The following is an 18,130-nucleotide window of genomic DNA, read 5'->3' as shown; positions in this document are numbered from 1 at the left end:
GCGTGGCTGAAAGGCGCTGGACGAGTCGCGGCGTCGGTGCCTGTCCGAGCACGTGCTCCCCCGAATCGAGTACACCCGGGATCATGAAGCATGCTCCCGGACGACTGGCACCTCACTGAAGACGTCGACGACTTCCTCGCCCGAGCGGGAGACTTCCTGCGCTCGCGGCCCGCCCTGCACAACACACCACTGACGGACATCGAGAAACTGCGAACACGGGGGCGGACGCACACGGTGCCGAATCCGCCGTCTTCGGCCGACTGGAGTCAGGAGGCGAGGTCCGCGCCATCCTTTATCGCACTCCGCGCGGCCGCCTGAGCCTCACCCCCCTCTCTCTGCCGAGCAGGCCGGCACCCTCGCCGCCCACCTGGCCGGCCTCGGCCACTCCCCCTCCGACGTCATCGCGGACCACGACACCGCCACCGCTTTCGCCGAGATATGGCAGCGGCAGACGGGGGCAGCGCCGATACCCTTCTGGCGGACTCATCTTTACCGTCTCGGCACGCTCACCCCACCACAGCCGCGCCCCGATGGCCGGGGCCGCGTCGCGGGAGCGAAGGACCATGCGCACGTCGTGCGCTGGTGCCGTGAGTTCTGCGTCGATGTCGGAGAGAACGTCTCCATAGGCGCCATTGACGCCGGCTCCTGGGCCGATACACGTTTCGCGGACAAGCACTTCACCTTCTGGGAGACACCGGACGGCATTCCCGTGCCCATGGCGGGCTCGACGTCGATGGTGGGCGGCGTGGTCCGGGTGGACCCCGTCTACACCCCGGCCCACCTCCGGGGTCGCGGCTACGCGGGTGCCGTGACCGTCGAGGTGAGCAGGGCCGCGCTGACCGCGGGCGCGACGGACGTCGTCCTGTTCGCAGACCCGACCAGCCCCACGAGCAACGCCCTCTACCAGCGCATCGGATACGTCCACGTCACCGACTTCACCGGGTACAAGTTCTCCTACGACGCACCGGAAGCCGGTTAGTGTCCCACCGTGGTGCCGTCGTGGTCCGGTTTGACGGGGCGGCGTTGCTTCCATCGTGTGTCTGTCTCTCCTGGGTGAAGCCGGTGAAACAGGGAGTTTGCGCGGTGCCCGGCGCCGGCCCGCCGTTTCTGGCCAAGGGTGCAGGGAAGGTCATGCCGGTGCCGGGTGGCTAGGCGGACTCCCGTGCGAGGGTGCCACGACCGGCATGGCCGGTTCGCTCTGTCTCGGGTCGCGCAGGGGATGGCGGTGAAGCCGTTGGCGGCGCGCCGCCCGGGGGCGGGGGCGCCGGCAGGAGGACGGTCCGTTACGGCAGGCCCGCGGCGGTGGTGTGAGCGCACCGCTTCAACTGGCGGGTCTGAGACTGGCCTTCCCCCCTACACTGAGAACCGCTGTTGCACAGGAGGACTACATGGGGGCAGCCAGCAGTATGCGTCTGACGGTGTCGGGTGCGGCAGATGTGGACCGGGAGGAGCTCGACGAGCTCACCAGGCAGCTGCGGCGACGGCTGCTCGAACTAGACGTGGATGACGTCCAGGTGGGACGCGCCGAGGGAAACGTCCCCGATGGCGCCAAGCCAGGCGAGCTCCTCGCGGCCGGCGCCCTGGTCGTCAGTCTCGCGCCCGCCGTGCTCCGGGCCGCGCTGCGCGTGGTGGAGACGTGGATGCAAAACCGCCCCGTGCGTACCGTCACGGTCGACATCGACGGCCGTACCATCGAACTCCGCCACGCCTCGACCGAGCAGCAAGAGCGCCTGGTGAACGCCTACTTGGAGGGCGTCGCACCTCGCACCGCACCCGTCGAGGACTCCCCGGCTCCCGGCGCTCCCACGGGGGCGACGGGCGAAAGGGTCGAGCCGCCCGCTGTTCGAGAGTAGGCCGGACGCCATGGCCGACTCTCCCTTGGGCACGGGTCGCAGGGACGCTCTCCTCATCGCAACCGGTACGTACGACGACCGGACCCTCAGCGGGCTGCGCTCCCCCGGCCAGGACTGTGCCGGCCTCGCCGGCGTACTCTCCGATCCCCGCGTCGGCGGCTTTCGCACCGAGCAGTTGAAGGATGCCCGGGCCCACGAGGTTATGCGCGCGCTGGAGCGGTTCTTCCGGGACCGCAGTCGCGACGATCTGCTCCTCCTGCACGTGTCCTGCCACGGCATCAAAGATGATGAGGGCCACCTGTACCTGGCCGCGCGCGACACGGATCGCGACCTGCCGGCCTCCACCGCTGTCCCGGCCGCCTTCCTGCGCGAACGCATGGAACGCTGCCGGGCCCGCACGATCGTCGTTCTGCTCGACTGCTGCTACAGCGGAGCGTTCCTTCCCGGTGCGAAGGGCGACGACCAAGTCCACGTGCGCGACGCACTCTGCGGCCACGGCAGAGCTGTTCTGACCGCGACGAGTCGGACCGAGTACGCATGGGAGGGCGAGCGCGTCGAGAGCAAGGTGCCGCAGCCGTCACGCTTCACAGGCGCGCTGATAGAGGGGCTGGCCACGGGAGCGGCCGACCTGAACCGTGACGGCCGGATCACGGTCACCGAGCTGTACGACTACGTCTACGAGTCGCTGCACCGCGCCGGAGTGAAACAGCGGCCTCGCATGTGGGCCGACTTGGAATACCAAGTGACCATCGCGCGGGCGGTCGGCGGCCCGGGGCGCGCGCGTGACGTCTGGGGGCCGCCCGGGCGGAACGGTCACGTCCCGCCTCGGGACGCCTCCTACGCGGGGCGACGGAATGGCGCCGCTGCAGGAAACACGGCAACCGGCGAAGACGGACGACGCTCCGCCGCCGAGCCTTCAGCGGCATCCCCCGAGACCGGAGCTGACACCGGGCAGCGGCCGGAGCAGCAGTACCCCCTGCCCCGTGTCCGCTCCGGCCTGGACGCCGTCATCAGCCTCGAAGTCGACTTGGCGGAAGCGGCGTTCGGCACCACGAGAAAGATTCAGGTCGACACCGCGATCGTGTGCCCGACCTGTACGGGTGCAGGGACAGCGACGGGGACGCAGCCGCAGCCGTGTGAGACCTGTCAAGGACGCGGTCAAAGGACGAGAAGCCGGGACTTCACCGGCCAGACCCTTGTCTCGAAGCCTTGCCGAAGGTGCAAAGGGTTCGGCACTCTGCTGCCCCACCCTTGCCCCGAATGCGCCGGCGACGGGCGTGTGCGCGCCCGTCGGACCCTCACATTCGAGATTCCCGCGGGTGTCGAAGACGGCACGAGGATCCAGCTCGCCGGGGAAGGCGAGGTCGGCCCCGGCGGCGGTAAGGCAGCCGACCTGTACATCGACATCGTGGAACGTGCGCACCCCGTCTTCCAGCGGAAGGGCGATGACCTGCACCGCAGTCTGACCGTACCGCGAGCCTTGGCGACGACGGGCGGCACCCTGTCCTTGGACACACTCGACGGTTCCCACACCATTCGCATCCCCCCGGGGATCCGCGGTGGCAAACTGCTGCGCCTGGCCGGCTTCGGCGTGACCCACTTGAGAGGGGGCGGCCGGGGCGACCTTTTCGCACGCATCGAGATAGGCAGCTGAAGCCTGGCAGGCGGATCCCGGCCGTGGACGATCGGCTCGAGCGCATCAACCAGTCGTCCCTTTCAGATGGCCTCGCGGCGGCAGTGCTTCGTGGCGGCGGTCCGCCCCCGCCTGTGGCCTCGGAACCGGTAGCCGGGACCGAACTCCCCTCCGCGTCTTGACCCCGGTTCAGCGGCCCGCAGTGAACTCCCGCAGCCGGGCGACCGGCTGGCGATCGGACCAGGCGACGCACGCAGGCCGTCCCGGGCCAGGCCGGGGAAGTCCGCGTGCCGTCGGCCGCGGCGAGCGCGAACCCGTCGCGGAGGACCCCGGCGAACCACAGCGGCATCACGACAGCGGACACGCCGATCTCTGCCCCGAACGGAAGAAGCGGTCGACAGCCAGCCGTCCCGGACCGATGGCTGCGACGGCCAGGGCGACGACAGCGATACAGACGCTGTACTCCACGCCGCCGTCCGATTCCCACAGGCCGTGGGCGCCCGTGACAGTGGCCATCGCATTGCTCATGACGCCGATCAGGGCGGGGGCCGCAAGCGGCGTCAGCAGACCGGGGGCCAGGCCGAGGCCGCCGAACAACTCCGACAGGCCCCCGATCACTGCGAAGAGCTTTCCCGTGCGGTAGCCGAGGGCCGCGAACCCCTGCCGGTCGCCCTCAGGCCGTGGCCCCCGAAGAGGGCGCAGACCTTCTGGGCACCGTGTGCGGCCATCAGCAGACCGAAGGATTCCGCCGCGGGCAGGGTGGTGGGTCTGGGCGGTGGCCCGCGGGGACGGGCGACCAGCGCCGGGTCAGTGGTCTTGGGCCATCTCGTCATCACGCTCGGTGTCGCTCGGGCACAGTCGCACGCAGCACTCCCCGGGCTCGGGGGCCAGGACGGCCTCTACTCCGCTGACCTCAAGGCCGTTGAGGTAGCCGCTGAGGAAAGCCCGGTTCATGCCGCACACCAGGTCGGGGGCCTTCGCGGCCATCGGGTGGAACGGGCAGTTGCGCAGCCGGAGCTGGGTGGGGGTTTCCCGGACGGGCTCGTAGCCGAACCTGTCCAGCAGGCGCTCGCAGGCGGTCAGCCCCCGCTCTGGGCCCAGGCGGCCCGGGCGGGTCTCATCCCGCACGGCCTCGCCCATCTGCCGGCCACGCTTCTCGGCGGTCCGCATAGCTGCCTGCGCGGCGGTTTCGTCGGCACCCTCGCTCAGGACGGCATCCACGAGAAGATCCGCCAGGAGTTCGTGGCGCCGGTCGGGGATGCTCACCGTGATCTGGCCGTCGGTGGGCTCGTACACCTTCGGCCTCCTGCCGACCTTGCGGATCCCGCCGGGCGTTTCGTAGCGCGCCCGCAGGAGGCCGGCGTCGACGAGCTTGTCGAGGTGGAAGGCGGCGAGCTTGCGGGATATGCCGACGCTGGCGGCGGCCTCGTCCCGGGTGACGGCGCGGCGCGCACGCCGGATGAAGGTGTACATGCGCCGCCGTGAGTCCTCGCTCAGGACGCTGACGGAGTCGATGGCGGTGTTGGCCGCCTCGGCGGGCGGAGTCGGGTCGGAAGCCACCAGTCCACGGTATCTCCCATCTGTGTGTGCGCAACCGTGCATTTGGCACGCTGTGCTGGGCATCTTGACGTCCTCTCGCAATAAGACCAATATTTGTTGGTGAAATCAGGAGGAGGTTGCGATGGCCACTGAGTCACAGCTTCAGGCGAAGCGCCCGGTCAGCGCCTCGCTCGCCGGCCCGTACGGCCACCCGTTCCATCCGATCCTGGTGACCGTGCCGATCGGTGCCTGGGTGACCAGCCTGGTGTTCGACATCGCTTCTCAGGTCGTCAGGCATCCGGGATTCCTGACCCAGGGCTCGGAGTGGCTGATCGCCGTCGGCGTGATCGGAGCCCTGCTGGCGGCGATCGTCGGATTCCTCGACCTGTTCGCGATTCCCACCGGCACCCGGGCCTATCGCACCGCCCTGGTCCACATGACGCTGAACCTGCTGGTGACCGCCGCCTACGCCGTCAACTTCCTGTGGCGCTACAGCACCTATACCGACGGCGGAAGTGTCGGCCTCGGCAGGCTCGTCCTCTCCGTGGTCAGCCTGGCGGTCCTGGGCGTCTCGGGATTTCTCGGCGGCAAACTCGCCTACCGCTACGGCGTGCGAGTCGCCGACGAGAGCACCCAGGCCGAGGGATACGAACCCGACCGCAACGCCGGCAACGCCCGCTCCGCCATGTGACCTGCCCGCGCACCCTTCACGGCGGCCGGCGCGGTCCAGCCGCCTTCGACATCGTCATCACTCGGGAGTTCCCCATGGACATCGCCGCACTGATCGCCTGGGTGGTCACCGCCCTCGGCGGCTTCTACATGCTCGGCACCTGGATACAACGCGGCGGAATCCAGCAGCAGCGCTCCGGCACCAGCCGCCTACCCGCACCGGTCGTCTTCGGGCACTTCGCCCTGGCCGCGATAGGACTGGTGGTGTGGATCATCTATGTGGTGGCCGACAAGACCGCTCTGGCCTGGACTGCGTTCAGCTTGCTCCTGCCGGTGGCTCTGCTCGGAATCGTGATGCTGGCCCGCTGGATCCCCGTATACCGCGATCGCGCCACAGCCGGCGTGACACCAGCGGCCGCTACGGCTGACGGAGCCGACGACGCCGTCCCTGCCGAACGGAACTTCCCGCTGCCGGTGGTCATGGCACACGGTCTGTTCGCCGTGCTCACCCTCGTCCTGGTCCTGCTCACTGCGCTGGGCATCGGGGGCAGCTGAACATGACCGAGCGCCCGCACCGCACCACCGCCCGCACGGACGGATACGACGAGGACGCAACGGCACCCGCACGACCCGCCTTGCGGGTGCTCCACGCGCCCGGCGGCATCGACCTGGCCGCCGCCGAAGACGCAGCCGGCCAGTTCCTCAACGCCCTCGGCATTTCCACCGCCTCGGAGAGCTTGCGCGGCACACCCGGCCGGATGGCCCGCGCCTACGCGGAACTGTTCAGCCCGCGCCCCTTCGACCTGACGACCTTCCCCAACGACGAGGGCTACGACGAACTCGTCCTGGCCCGTCGCATACCCGTCCGCTCCGTGTGCGAGCACCATCTGCTCCCGTTCGTCGGCACCGCCCACGTCGGCTACCTGCCGGGCGCCCGCATCCTGGGTCTGTCCAAGCTGGCCCGCGTCGTCGAGCACTTCGCCTGCCGCCCACAGGTCCAGGAACGCCTGACGAAACAGGTCGCGGACTGGCTGCAGACCCACCTGGAACCCAAGGGCGTCGGGGTCGTGATCGAGGCCGAGCACTTCTGCATGACCTTGCGCGGCGTCCAGGCCACCGGTTCCAGCACCATGACCTCCACCCTGCTCGGCCTGCTGCGCTCCGATGCCCGCTCCCGCAGCGAATTCCTCGCCCTGACCGGCGCGGCGTCCTGATCCAGCAACGCCGCACACAGCCAGGCCGATCGAAAGACCACAACGCATGGAAATCTGGATCGATCAAGCCTGCTCCAAGTGCAGTTCCGCCCTGTCCCTGCTGGACGCCGCGGGCTCCCAGTCCACAGTTCGGCGCTACCTGGAACAGCCGCCCACCGCTGAAGAGCTCGAGCGCGTGCTGGACCGGCTGCAACTGGAGCCCTGGGACATCACCCGGCTCGGAGAACCGGCCGCGGCCGATCTGCGCATGGAGACATGGAAGCGGGACGCCGCGCATCGCGACCGCTGGATCAAGGCCCTGGCCACCCAGCCGACCCTCATCCAACGCCCGATCATCACCGCGGACGACGGCACAGCTGTAGTCGGCCGATCAGCTGACGCCGTACGGTCAATCCTTCGCTGACTCGGCGTAACGGACGCATGTCGTGCGCCCGCACGGGATGCCGGGTCACTACCGTGACCTCGTGGTCGGCCGCCGTCAGCGCACGGTCGAGAATCGTGCCCACCTGTCCGGTTCCCCCGGGCAGCACCACCTTCATCGGACCCCCTCGGCTTCGCTCGGTATCAGCGTAACCCCTCTTTTTGAACGTGTTCAACTCGGGAGTCCGGTGCTCGTCCAACCGAGGCGGCCGACACAGCCGGGCGGATTGGCGTTCACTTCTTTCAGGGCCGGGACACTCGGTCACGCCAACTGGACTTGCCGGCGGAGAAGGAGGGCAGCGAACCGCTCGCCGCCCAGCGCCTGCATCCATGCGAGTGCGAGCCACTGGCACAGCGTGTGACCGGCACCCCGCCGGTCGGCCGCTACGAGCGTTCCGCCGGGGCGTACGCTCGAAAGGCACCGAGAGTCGCCGGGGGTGGCAGCCAGGCCGCCACAGGCGCGGAGATCACGTCCCGCGGAGCCAACTGCCGGTCCCGGCGTCCGCGGCCCCAGGGCCGAAGCAGACGATAGGGGTAATGCTCGTAACGGCGCCATGAAGTCGTGGCGTCCGCTGTCGACCCGCGGCAAGAGGACAGGAAGCTCTTACACCTCCAGATTAGGAGTATGCGCTCTTAATCTGGTGAGGCTCTGCGAGTCCCTCCCTGCCTTCCCGCGGCACCCGCGGAAGCGCCGCCGAACGGCCGCGCTCCCTATCCGGAGCGCGAATGCGACGTGCGAATGCGATCTTGCCTAGCCACAAAGTTGAGGAGACAGACCTATGGCTGCCAGTCACCTCGCCCTCATCACAGGCGCGGGCGACGTGGGCCGCACGGTCCTCGAGAAGCTGCGCTCGCAGGACGTGCCGGTGCGCGTCATGGTCCGTCGGGACGACGACCGTGCCGCGCAGCTGAGTGCGCTGGGGGCGGACGTCGTCCTCGGTGACCTCACGCGACCCGAGACCGTCGCGGCCGCCCTGGAGGGCGTCCGGACCATGTACTTCGCCATGCCTGTGTCGCCAGACCACCTCCTCGCCGCGACCGTCGTGGCGAGCGTCGCGCGGGAGTACGGCAAGCTGGACGCCCTCATCGACCTGTCGCAGATGACCGTGTCGCAGATGACCGCCACCAGCACCGCGGAGTCCCACCAGCAGCGGCTGCACTGGCTGGCGGAGCAGGTCTTCAACTGGTCAGGCCTGCCGGTGGTCCACATCCGCCCTACGTCGTTCCTGGACAACCCGCTGTTCACCACGCTGCCGGCACAGACGATCCGCAAGAACGGCACCATCGAGCTGCCCTTCGGAGCCGGACGCACCTCACCGATCGCCGTGGACGACGTTGCCAGGGTGATCGCCACCGTGTTGCGCGACCCCGCCCCCCACGTCGGGCACGTCTACGAACTTACCGGCCCACGAACGCTCGACATGACGGAGATGGCCGACGCCTTCTCCAAGGCGCTCGGCCGGCCGGTCTCGTACGTGGACGTCCCTCTCGAACGCTGGCGCGCGGAGGTGCTCTCCACGATCGGCCTGCCGCCACACGTCGAGCAGCACATCGTCACCATGTGCCGCCTGCACCAGCAGAACCGGTACGACCGGGCCTCGGACGACGTCGAGCGCCTGACCGGGGCCCCCGCCCAGACGATCGAAGAGTTCGTGGCCGCACGCAAGGACTTCTACCTGGGCTGACAGTTCCCTGACGGCCTGCCGCTCAGGGCAGCAGGCCCCTTGGCCCCCTTTCACGGTTCCTGGCACCACTCGCACCCGCTCGCCGAGCCAACAGCCGCGCCAGGCCCTCTCCCCCTTGTGTCCCGCACCCCGTACGGGACACGGACAACGAAGGTGATCACAGCAATGAAAGGTGTCGTGCACAACGGCTCAGGCCAGGAGCGGATCACCGGCCCGCACCCCGAGCGGGCCGGCTACGGCTCCTATGCCACTTTCAGCGACCCGGACGGCAACGGCTGGGTACTCCAGGGGGTCACGCAGCGGTTCCCCGGCCGCTGACCGCGCCCTCCGGGGGCTCAGCACGGTGATCGTGGAAAGTGAACTCATCGGCGGCGAGAGCTCGTACCGGGCCGTGAACCGAGCAAGTTGCCGCTGAGGTACTGGCTCACGCGGATGCGTCCCGCCCGCGCAAAAAGGGGCGTTGGACGGCATCAACCACCGCTCCTCACGGCCGGATTGCGGTCCAGATCACCACGCGGCGCACCGCCCGTTCCCTCACCGGGAGGACTCGCCGGTGTCACGGCCCCCGGCCAGCCGCAGCGTCGCAAGGGCCACCATCCCCGCCGTGACGCCGAAGGTGAGAGCGGCCGGGACGCCGTCGCCGAGCTTCGAGAACAGGTACACAGGCCCCCACACGGGGACAGTGCCGTCCATCGCCATGTGCAGTACTTGGCTCGCCAGCAGGCCCAGTACGGTTGCGCAGACCGCGCCAACCGCCATCGCCGGCACCGTGGTCCGGGTGAGCAAGCCAGGCAGCAGACGCAGCGCCCACCACACCACCGCCAGCATGGCCACGTCGGCGGCCCGGTACAGCAGCCAGTCGCCGAGCGGCGTGGTCGCGGGGCCCGTCCAGCCGCCGAGCAGCAGCCACTCGCGCAGCAGGTCGCCGGGCTCGGACAGCAACCCTCGGCCGCCGAACGAGGTCTGGATCCAGGCCGCCACCGAATCGTACGAGAGGAGCACCAGCGACACCGCGATCACCGCGGTCCCGGCGCTCGCGGCAAGGCGAGCGGCGCGCGGCGGCACACTCTGCCGCGGCAGCGGGTCCACACCCTTGCCCGTAACACGCGCCACGAACACCGTGAGTAGGGCGGTCAACAGCGCCGCGAACACCACGACCGGCCCGCTCGACGCGATCACCCCCGCCAGCTGCGGCAGCACCCGGTAGCTGCCATGCCCCCGGGACGCGATCAGCCACGGCGCGGAGACCGTCACGGCCAGCGTTCCGGCCACCGGGCCCCAGGCCCACAGCGCCAGCAACGTGGCCGGCGTACGACCCTGCGCCGGCGGAATCCTGCGGATCAGGAGCAGTGCGCCGGCCAGGAAGAACACGAAGACCGCCACGAATCTGATCTGCATCGCGGTGCTGTACAGATCGGCGTACTGGGTGCTTCCGCTCAGGGCCGTGCCCCCGCCCGCGCCCGTGCCCGCGTCCGCAGACCCCTCGGACAGCAGCGCCATCGGGGAGTCGTACGACCACGGCACGAGCCATCGCTGGAGTTCGCTCGCGGACTGAACGTCCAACACGCTCGTGGTGCCGCGCAGTTGCAGTGCCTGTGCGCTCGCTCCGGCCCACCACAGCAACAGCGTGATCAGCAGGGCTCCGGCCAACCCCGGTATCACCGCGCGCCGATATGTCATGTGTCGACCCCCGTTTCGGCTCTGCATCCGTGAGTGTCGATCAGCCGAAGAATAAAGGGTGATGATCGCTTGCGGCATGCGTCCGGCCGCACGGCGAACTGCTCCCCGATCTTCACTCAGCGATCTTGATTTCCGGTCCGTGCAGAGCAGTCGTGCCCGTCGCCGGGCAGACCCATGACGTTCAGCACGGGTTCTTCGCCCTCGGGGATCTCGAAGGTGAAGTGCGCTCCTGACGGGATCGCCACGAGCGAGCTCTGGCCGCCGAAGGTCAGCGGAGGACAGGACTCCCAGGAACAGCCGGCCTTGTCCAGGGCGCGAACGACGTCCGCGTGCTTGAGCCCTGCCGGGAAAGTGCCTGTCCTCCCGGCAACCGACGGAGGGAGTTCGACGACGTCACGCCAGGTCTGGACGCAGATGAGAGAGACCTTACGGCAGCAGCAGACACTCAGCTCAAGGTCTCCGTAGGCGAAGAGCCGTGGCCACTTTCTGTTCCGGCTCATGTCTCCATGTCCCACGGCTCGCCGAGAGCTGCGGTCACATCGTTCCAGTCGGCTCCGCTGAATACCGGGCCCAGGCGGCCCGTCTTCGCCATGTCGGCCAGGACATCGAGAATGTGCACGACTGTGGATCGTACTCACGCGGTGCTGCGCGTCTTCGTGCAACTCGCGGCGACCGTGTCGGCAAAGGTCCGAGCGAGCGGGGAGAGGGCGTCCCAGCGGCGTACGGCCCAGCCGACGGACAGCGGCGGCAGCGCCGGAATGGGGACGAGACGCAGCGGGCCGCCGTCACCAGGTGCCGGGAGACCCGGCACGGCGGGGATGACGGCGTGGCCCAGGCCGAGTTCTGCGAGGAGCAGGGCTGTGTCCCAGTCGGCGACACTCGTGTCCGAGCCGGTCCGGATGCCCAGTTCGGCGAAGACGGCGTCCAAGTGGGCACCAGAGGTGGAGTTCGGCGGCAGTCGGACGAGGCGGATGCCCGTGAGGTCGGAGGCGTCGATGCGCGGCCTGGCCGCGAGCGGATCGTCGGACCTGACGGCGAGCACCCAGGGCAGGTCGACGACGGGTCGCTGCTCGATGCCCCGCCCTGAGCCGCCGACGGTGACCCAGGCCAGGTCGAGGTTGCCGGCCACGAGAGCGTCGAAGCACCCGCGGCTGGAGGTCTCGGTCTGGAACTCCAGGCTCACCTTCGGATAGCGCCGGCGGAAGGAGACAATCGCTGCGGCCATGAAGTGCCGGACGGTCGTTCCGCCGGTCGCGATCCGCACGGAACCGCTTTCCCCGTTCACGAGGTCTCCGAGGCGGCGCAACGCAAGATCCAGCCCGGCGATCCCGTCGGCGGCCGCATCGCACAGAATGCGCCCGGCCGCTGTGGGAACGACCCCGCGCGGCTGGCGTTCCACCAAGCTCATGCCCGTCTCCCGCTCCAGGCGCCTGACGTGCTGGCTCACCGCAGACTGCGTACAGGACAGGTCACGGGCCACGGCGCTGAGGCTTCCCGCCCGACACACGGCCACGAACACGCGCAGGTCATCAAGAGTCACCACACCCAAGCTATACCTAGGGTGCCTGGAGCAATCCCCAGGATTGACTGGGGTGCCGCGGTGCCAGAAGATCATTGCAGGGCCCAGGCGGCAACCCGCACAGCGACTTGGTACGGATCCGGACCGACGAAGACGCTGTGCGGGTGCCGACCACCCCCTCACCGAAAGGACACGGATCCCGTGCCCGACCCCGTGCCTGCTCTCCCTGCCACGACCACCCAGGCCGTCACCCTCCTGCGTGAGTTGGGTGCCGAAAGCATCGCCCACCCCGGCGGCACCCTCCTTGCCCACCTGCAGCGCGTACAGGCGCTGCTCGCGACATGGAAAGCCCGCCCGGCTCTCCAACTCGCCGGCCTGTGCCACGCGTTCTACGGCACGGACGGCTTTCCCACAGCCTTGCTGCCGCTGGACCGCCGCAAGGACCTTGCAGCGGTGATCGGCGCCGAGGCCGAGGCCCTCGTGTACCTGTATGCCTCATGCGACCGGCAGGCCACTTACCCGGCTCTCAACCAGGCCGATGCCGCCTTCCGCGACAGGTTCACCGGCCGCTCCCGCATTCCTGAGCCGCAGACGCGCCGCGACTTCGCCGAACTGTCGGCCGCCAACGAACTCGATCTCGCCCACCTTGACCCTGTCTTCCGCGACACGTGGGGACCTGAGCTGCTCGCCCTGTTCACCAGGCTCCAGTACTTGCTGAGCGCTGACGCCTGGCTTGCGTGCCGCACGGTACTCACCGCGCCTCCTCCCAGCCGACGAACCGAGGCGCCGGTTGGCTCTCGTCAGCCTGGAAGCTGACCAGCGCTGACACGAGGACGACCGACCGCCGCCGTGGCCTTGCTTTGCCGGCGGGTCAGCTCGGCCAGCCGGGCGATGACCGTGATGGGGTTGCGGGGAGACCCATGCGGTTGAAGGCCGGCAGCGGTGCGTGCGGCTCATCGCCGTCTCGGCCGTTGGGTACCCCACCCACGGGTGCGCCCCATCGGCCGCTCCGGGCCGTCGGCGGCCGCCACCTTCGGCTGGTAGAACCGCAAGTACTTGTCGATCTTCCCGACGCTCGGAGGGCATCTTCGTGATGGTGGGCCGGTAGGTCATGTGCGACGCGGTGATCCGCTGGATCGGGCCGACGGTCCCGATCTTGAGCACACCGAGCACGCGCAGCACGTCGCCGTGGTGGTTGCTCATCCATCCCGCCCGGTTCCGGTCCCCCATCACGCCCGTCCCTCCATCCGTCGTGTGCGGCCCCCGGCCATGGCAGACCTCCACAGCGCGCCCTCCGAGCGCTCTCACGAACACAATGTGGCGAATACATACATATGGGGCGAATGAGATGAAAGGTAATGGTTACTCCGTCAGGGATCCCTCTCAGAACGGAGACCGCCCAATGATCATCAAAAAGATGCACGACATGGGCATCCGCAGCGAACACGCCTACCTCGCAGGCATCGCTTCTATCGGCCTCAGCGTCGCCTCGTGGGTCGCCAGCCTCAAAGCCGAGCAGGCCGGAGTCGAGCGCGCCGACCGCTGGGGAATCTTCGTCGGCGAATGGGCACCCACCTTCATCGGCCTCGGCCTCGCGCTCTCCCACTACGAACAGCAGGAAGGCACCCTCAGCGGCGCCCTCCACGCGGTGCGGCAGGCCGGCTGAACTCCCCGGGGCGCGCCGGTGCGGCGCGCCCCGGGACGCACTGCGCCGAGAATGCAGCCGCCGCGTACGCCGCCCCGACCAGCCTGCGCCCCGGTCGTCCTGCTATCGCCCGTATCTCGTACCGCATGAGGCCATGGCGCAGGAAGTGCGCGCCGCGCAGGGCGGTGCTCTACTGGCCGCGCGCAGCTCAAGGATCAGCAGCGTCGCTTCCAGCAGTTCGCCGCGCTGGACAGGTGTGGCGATCCAGCCTGAGCGCGGCAAGCACTGCTCGTGACGCCGTCGGCGGTCAAGAGGCCCTCGCGAACGATGGACGTCTGCCGGACGCCGGGGCCGGTCTCGACGTCTTCGGCCCCGCCCCCGCGCCCCGAGCTCGGGCGTCGGTGCAGCTACTGCTCGACGACCTGGACGCGGCGCATTCGAGCGTGGCCATCCTCTGGGACCGATAGCGGCTGACTCAGCCTTCGCTCAGTCGAGTTGGACCAGGAAGTCCAGCAGCGCGGCGGTCACCTCGTCGGGCCGCTCCTGTTGGGTCCAGTGGCCGCATCCGGGAAGCGTCACGATCCCGCGCAGGTCTGGCAGCAACTTCGGCAGTGCGTCGATCAATTGCGCTGCACCGGGTGTGGCGGGGACCAGGTCCCGGTCCCCCTTGACGTAGAGCGCGGGGACGTGCGGCAGGGCGCCGGTCCACGCGGCGGTCAGCTCCCAGTTGCGGTCGAGGTTGCGGTACCAGTTCAGCGGCCCAGTGAATCCGGACGCAGAGAACTCGGCGGTGTATGCGTCCAGATCCGCCTCGGTCAGCCAGCCGGGCAGGTTCTCGGGTTCCGGCATCAGATCCAGGAAGCCCTGCCCGGGTCGCACGACCGGCAGAGTGGCGCCGGCGGCGTCGCGGTCGCCCGACGCGCCGTACATCATGCGGCGAATCGTGGCTCGGACGTCCCGTGACAGTTCCTCCTCGGCCACGCCGGGAGTCTGAAAGTACAGCTGGTAGTAGCCCTCGCCGAAGCGAGTACGCATGCTCCCCGACGGCGGCCGGGAGCCGCGAGGGGTCGGCGGCACGCTCAGCCCGGCCACGCCTCGCACCAGGTCCGGGCGCAGGAGGGAGGTCGTCCAGGCGACCGGTGCGCCCCAGTCGTGGCCGACGACGACGGCCCGGTCCTCGCCAAGGGCGCCCATCAACTGAACGACATCGCCCACGAGGTGGAGGATGGAGTACGCCTCCACGTCGTCCGGCTGATCGCTGCGCCCGTAGCCGCGCTGGTCCGGCGCCACCACGCGAAATCCGGCCCGGCTCAGCGGCTCGAACTGGTGGCGCCAGGAGTACCAGCACTCCGGGAAGCAGTGCAGCAGCATCACGAGCGGGCCCTCACCCTGCTCTGCGATGTGCAGCCGCACGCCATTGACGTCGATGTATCGGTGCTGGAGTTCGGTGGTCATGGTCTGCACGCCTTCCTGACGGAGGACCGCCGGCCGACCCGGGACCGCGGCCCGTATTCATCCGGGGATTCGATCACCGCTTCATCCTGAGATTCGATCACGGCAGAGATCACACCAGGCGAGGCCGATCCAGGCCGAGCGGCTGCCGGCGGCACCTCCGGTCTCCGAGTCACCACGGGTGCCACACCGCACGGCGGGCTCGATGAGCGGTGCGACCCCGCATGCGGACCGCGGGACCACGTGGCTGCGAGGTGTGCCGTCACGCACCCGGGAGATCGTCCACGGCGTCCCGTCCGAGCACCGCGGAGGCCGCGACGGCACCTCCCACGATCGCTCCGCTGACGCCGGCGGCGACCACGTCCTGGCCGCTGAGGTAGAGGTCGGGTACCCCGGTGTGGGCACTGAGCGCCCGCTGGGAGAACCGCTCCGGCGTGTGGGCGAGTGACTCCCTGCCGAGGAAGTGGTTGAAGCTGAGCGGTGTGGCCGGCTCCGCATGGTCGATCCTGCCCTCGAGCTGCGGGCAAAAAGGGTGGACCCGTTCCAGCAGTTCCTCGGTCAGACGCCGTTTGAGCTTGTCGTACTCCGCACCGCGCCGCATCCACTTGCTGCCGGCGAACGGCTCGAACAGGGACCAGCGGGTCAGACCGCAGATGTCGACGGTGGCGCGGCCCGGGTAGTAGTCCTGCCGGGACGGGTCCTTCGCCGAGGGGAAGGAGAGGAAGTAGAGCGGCATCGGTCGGTGCTCCGGGTCGGCCTGGAAGGCGGCGACCTCGGCGTCGGTGTCGGGCCCGCTGTGGGCCCAGATGTTCGTGCCTTCAGGCCGATTCCTCGTCCGTTGCCCGGATGCCGAGGTTGAGGGCGACCCAGGTGAGCGAGGCCCCGACGGCACAGCGGGCGTCGACCAGGCCGGTGTCGACGCGGGCCTGCTCGGGAACCATTCGCGTCATGGTGGTGAGGGCGCCGGCGTCGCTGACGACGGCGGGTGCGCGGAGGACACATCCGTCCGCCATGGGTGACTCCGGCCACCTGACCCTGTTCATCCAGCAGGACCGACGCGGTCCGCGCCACGGACCGTTCAGCGTCTGCCGGCGTGGCGGCGGCGCGCTGCCCACCTCGGTCGGTGCGCGTCATGACGCAGGCGCCGGCGGCACTGACAGTGCACGGGCCAGGTTCAGTCAGCGGGTGCGTAGAAGAGGTACGTGGCCGAGTACGGAACGCTCGTCTGGGCTCCCTGGGTGCAGGTTCCAGAGGGGGCCACGCCGCCTGCGGTGTTCAGACGCTGTACGTAGGACACGGCGCCGAAGATGCCGTCGCCGCGGGTCGCCGTGGCTTTCAGCAGCAGTTCCGGAACCGAGTGGTCTCGCGGGACGCTCGCGCCCGGCACCGCCGAGGCGTTCACGGCGCTGCCGTCCCGGGTCGAGATCCATACCGGTCCGCGAGTGTGCAGGGCCACAGGCCGATGCCGTGGGTCGTGCCGGTTCCACAGGGTCGCGGCGGGCTCCAGGAGCGTCCATGCACCGCTTGCGCAGGTATAGGTCTGCACACCTCGTGCGTCGAGCGTGGCAATCCTCTGGTTGCCGTCCGGCACCTGCAACTGCGGGGGAATCGGCAGGGCGTGAGAGGCCGAGCCCGAGGGATGGTTCTGGGGGCGGTCGGAGGCATGCCCCGCCGCTGCCGCCCCCACGACAGCGGCGACGGCTGCCAGGAGGCCACCCGTTGTGAGCGCGACACGTTTGGTCATCAGCATGTGCGAACTCCAGGTTTCGGAAATGGGAGATACCGAGGGCCGACGCGATCACCGGCTGCTCGTTGCGGCTTGGCCCTGCCCGGAACGGGCCGACGCGGCGCTGCCGTACGGCTGACAGTACGGCCGGGCACGAGTCGGAGGTTCAACTGACGTTCACGCGTAATGAGTTCGCAAGAAGTGGGAGTCCGCAAGGCATGGCGGCAGGCCGGCCCTTCGACGTGTTCGGCAACGCGCAAATGCACCTGCTCATCCCCTTGCCGACTGGTCGCCTCCTACCCGTCGACGATCAAGCTTCTTCCCTGCCTCGGCGGCCAACTTCTGCCGGGCCCGTCTGGGTAGCGCACCGGCCCGAAGCTTGTCTGCCCGGTGATGACCTCGGCCGAGCAGGCGACGGCGAGGGCATAGCTCAGCCCGCCTTTCACCGAAGAGGCCCGCAGTTTCGGGCATGTGAATGAGCCAGCCGTTCCAGTACCTGTCTCCTGGCCTCGTCCCACGTCACCGTGTACAAGCTGTGCACCGGCACGGCCCCGCCCCCTCGACTCCGCGAACGCGGTGATCATTGTTGTGGGAGCGGAGGGCACACATCCGGCCGGGGCCGGTGGGACGGGATGGAACTGACGCGGTTGCCGCTCGCCCCGCCGGCCGGTTCACGGCTGACGGCGACCACAGACCCGCGGACGATCAGTGCGGCGCTGCGCCAGCGCCGCGGCAGTCAATGATCGTGCCGCCGTTGCCGCGCTCAGGCTTTCGCACAGCTGCTTCTGAGTGAACGTCGGTGGCCCGGCGTGCCGCGGACGTGGCCACGAGAGCCGACAAGTGACGATTCAGGTCATGTGTTCCGCTACGGCAACACGGAATCAGCGCGCAGAGAGGTCCCGTGTCCACTGAGAAGCTGTGTCTGAGGCCTGCATGACAATGCGAACGCCCTTCCGATGAGCCATCTATGCTGGTCCGCAGCATCACTGGGGGAGGGGATTGAACCGCCCCGTGTCAGGTAGAGACTCGATTCCGTGAAAGGATTGAGTCATGGCACGACCCTCCCGTTACCCGCTTGAGCTGCGCCGTCGCGCG

General features: G+C 69.2%; 19 protein-coding genes and 4 pseudogenes. 12 read left to right on the top strand and 11 right to left on the bottom strand.

Annotation, left to right across the window (positions count from 1 at the left end; translation table 11 throughout):
• The first annotated feature begins 90 nt into the window (after window positions 1–90).
• The 3 genes and pseudogenes from ACFZDC_RS31990 (at window position 91) to ACFZDC_RS31980 (ending at window position 3,507) form a co-directional block, all read left to right on the top strand.
• Window positions 91–979 (top strand): annotated as a pseudogene (locus ACFZDC_RS31990) (GNAT family N-acetyltransferase).
• 409 nt (window positions 980–1,388) lie between these two features.
• Window positions 1,389–1,853 carry a hypothetical protein gene (locus ACFZDC_RS31985; RefSeq protein WP_391329280.1) on the top strand — a complete coding sequence of 155 codons (465 nt, stop codon included), beginning with the start codon at window positions 1,389–1,391 and terminating at the stop codon, window positions 1,851–1,853.
• Window positions 1,854–1,863: 10 nt separating this feature from the next.
• Window positions 1,864–3,507, top strand: a complete 1,644-nt coding sequence (locus tag ACFZDC_RS31980) for a DnaJ C-terminal domain-containing protein (protein WP_391329279.1) — start codon at window positions 1,864–1,866, stop codon at window positions 3,505–3,507.
• Window positions 3,508–3,858: 351 nt separating this feature from the next.
• On the opposite strand, the pseudogene ACFZDC_RS31975 reads toward ACFZDC_RS31980, so the two are convergent.
• Window positions 3,859–4,214: pseudogene (locus tag ACFZDC_RS31975) on the bottom strand (DoxX family protein); the annotation flags it as partial.
• Between the two features lie 79 nt (window positions 4,215–4,293).
• Complete coding sequence (locus tag ACFZDC_RS31970) at window positions 4,294–5,046, bottom strand: helix-turn-helix domain-containing protein (protein WP_391329278.1); 753 nt, start codon at window positions 5,044–5,046, stop codon at window positions 4,294–4,296.
• Between the two features lie 121 nt (window positions 5,047–5,167).
• Here ACFZDC_RS31970 and ACFZDC_RS31965 point away from each other — a divergent pair, with 121 nt between their 5' ends.
• The 4 genes from ACFZDC_RS31965 (at window position 5,168) to ACFZDC_RS31950 (ending at window position 7,311) form a co-directional block, all read left to right on the top strand.
• On the top strand, window positions 5,168–5,716 hold the full coding sequence (locus tag ACFZDC_RS31965) for a DUF2231 domain-containing protein (RefSeq protein WP_391329277.1): 549 nt from the start codon (window positions 5,168–5,170) through the stop codon (window positions 5,714–5,716).
• Between the two features lie 74 nt (window positions 5,717–5,790).
• Complete coding sequence (locus tag ACFZDC_RS31960; RefSeq protein WP_391329276.1) at window positions 5,791–6,249, top strand: hypothetical protein; 459 nt, start codon at window positions 5,791–5,793, stop codon at window positions 6,247–6,249.
• A gap of 2 nt (window positions 6,250–6,251) precedes the next feature.
• Window positions 6,252–6,908: a GTP cyclohydrolase I FolE gene (folE, locus tag ACFZDC_RS31955; RefSeq protein ID WP_391329275.1), complete on the top strand. Its 657-nt coding sequence runs from the start codon at window positions 6,252–6,254 to the stop codon at window positions 6,906–6,908.
• 46 nt (window positions 6,909–6,954) lie between these two features.
• A complete protein-coding gene (locus ACFZDC_RS31950; protein ID WP_391329274.1) occupies window positions 6,955–7,311 on the top strand; it encodes an ArsC/Spx/MgsR family protein in 357 nt (118 codons plus the stop codon).
• Between the two features lie 28 nt (window positions 7,312–7,339).
• On the opposite strand, the pseudogene ACFZDC_RS31945 reads toward ACFZDC_RS31950, so the two are convergent.
• Window positions 7,340–7,447: pseudogene (locus ACFZDC_RS31945) on the bottom strand (epimerase); the annotation flags it as partial.
• Window positions 7,448–8,107: 660 nt separating this feature from the next.
• Here ACFZDC_RS31945 and ACFZDC_RS31940 point away from each other — a divergent pair.
• Together ACFZDC_RS31940 and ACFZDC_RS31935 are read left to right on the top strand one after the other, a co-directional pair.
• A complete protein-coding gene (locus ACFZDC_RS31940; RefSeq protein ID WP_391329273.1) occupies window positions 8,108–9,013 on the top strand; it encodes an NmrA family NAD(P)-binding protein in 906 nt (301 codons plus the stop codon).
• A gap of 201 nt (window positions 9,014–9,214) precedes the next feature.
• Window positions 9,215–9,331, top strand: a pseudogene (locus ACFZDC_RS31935) (glyoxalase); the annotation flags it as partial.
• A 216-nt stretch (window positions 9,332–9,547) separates the two neighbouring features.
• Here ACFZDC_RS31935 and ACFZDC_RS31930 read toward each other — a convergent pair.
• From ACFZDC_RS31930 to ACFZDC_RS31915, 4 genes are all read right to left on the bottom strand, one after another.
• Complete coding sequence (locus tag ACFZDC_RS31930; protein ID WP_391329272.1) at window positions 9,548–10,693, bottom strand: hypothetical protein; 1,146 nt, start codon at window positions 10,691–10,693, stop codon at window positions 9,548–9,550.
• 116 nt (window positions 10,694–10,809) lie between these two features.
• Window positions 10,810–11,193, bottom strand: coding sequence for a hypothetical protein (locus tag ACFZDC_RS31925; RefSeq protein WP_391329271.1), 384 nt, complete (start codon window positions 11,191–11,193; stop codon window positions 10,810–10,812).
• Entirely contained in the window at window positions 11,190–11,312 is a 123-nt protein-coding gene (locus ACFZDC_RS31920) for a hypothetical protein (protein ID WP_391329270.1), read from the bottom strand. The genes ACFZDC_RS31925 and ACFZDC_RS31920 overlap by 4 nt, the downstream gene beginning before the upstream one ends.
• A gap of 15 nt (window positions 11,313–11,327) precedes the next feature.
• Window positions 11,328–12,233 (bottom strand): LysR substrate-binding domain-containing protein, encoded by a 906-nt coding sequence (locus ACFZDC_RS31915; RefSeq protein WP_391329269.1) that lies wholly within the window; start codon window positions 12,231–12,233, stop codon window positions 11,328–11,330.
• 180 nt (window positions 12,234–12,413) lie between these two features.
• Between ACFZDC_RS31915 and ACFZDC_RS31910 the strand changes: the two genes are divergently transcribed.
• From ACFZDC_RS31910 to ACFZDC_RS31900, 3 genes are all read left to right on the top strand, one after another.
• Window positions 12,414–13,028 carry a DUF6817 domain-containing protein gene (locus ACFZDC_RS31910; RefSeq protein ID WP_391329268.1) on the top strand — a complete coding sequence of 205 codons (615 nt, stop codon included), beginning with the start codon at window positions 12,414–12,416 and terminating at the stop codon, window positions 13,026–13,028.
• A gap of 586 nt (window positions 13,029–13,614) precedes the next feature.
• A complete protein-coding gene (locus ACFZDC_RS31905) occupies window positions 13,615–13,878 on the top strand; it encodes a hypothetical protein (RefSeq protein WP_391329267.1) in 264 nt (87 codons plus the stop codon).
• A gap of 133 nt (window positions 13,879–14,011) precedes the next feature.
• A complete protein-coding gene (locus ACFZDC_RS31900) occupies window positions 14,012–14,152 on the top strand; it encodes a hypothetical protein (protein ID WP_391329266.1) in 141 nt (46 codons plus the stop codon).
• 191 nt (window positions 14,153–14,343) lie between these two features.
• On the opposite strand, the gene ACFZDC_RS31895 is transcribed toward ACFZDC_RS31900, so the two are convergent.
• From ACFZDC_RS31895 to ACFZDC_RS31880, 4 genes are all read right to left on the bottom strand, one after another.
• Complete coding sequence (locus tag ACFZDC_RS31895; protein WP_391329265.1) at window positions 14,344–15,312, bottom strand: alpha/beta fold hydrolase; 969 nt, start codon at window positions 15,310–15,312, stop codon at window positions 14,344–14,346.
• Between the two features lie 259 nt (window positions 15,313–15,571).
• Window positions 15,572–16,045: a hypothetical protein gene (locus ACFZDC_RS31890; protein WP_391329264.1), complete on the bottom strand. Its 474-nt coding sequence runs from the start codon at window positions 16,043–16,045 to the stop codon at window positions 15,572–15,574.
• An 82-nt stretch (window positions 16,046–16,127) separates the two neighbouring features.
• Window positions 16,128–16,322: a hypothetical protein gene (locus tag ACFZDC_RS31885; protein WP_391329263.1), complete on the bottom strand. Its 195-nt coding sequence runs from the start codon at window positions 16,320–16,322 to the stop codon at window positions 16,128–16,130.
• 161 nt (window positions 16,323–16,483) lie between these two features.
• Window positions 16,484–17,059, bottom strand: a complete 576-nt coding sequence (locus ACFZDC_RS31880; RefSeq protein ID WP_391329262.1) for a DUF3455 domain-containing protein — start codon at window positions 17,057–17,059, stop codon at window positions 16,484–16,486.
• Between the last annotated feature and the right edge of the window lie 1,071 nt (window positions 17,060–18,130).

Origin of the sequence: Streptomyces sp. NPDC007905 (assembly GCF_042959345.1) — a bacterium.
GTDB lineage: Bacteria > Actinomycetota > Actinomycetes > Streptomycetales > Streptomycetaceae > Streptomyces.
Note: the sequence above shows the minus strand (reverse complement) of the source record. Positions and strands in the feature narration are given on the sequence as shown.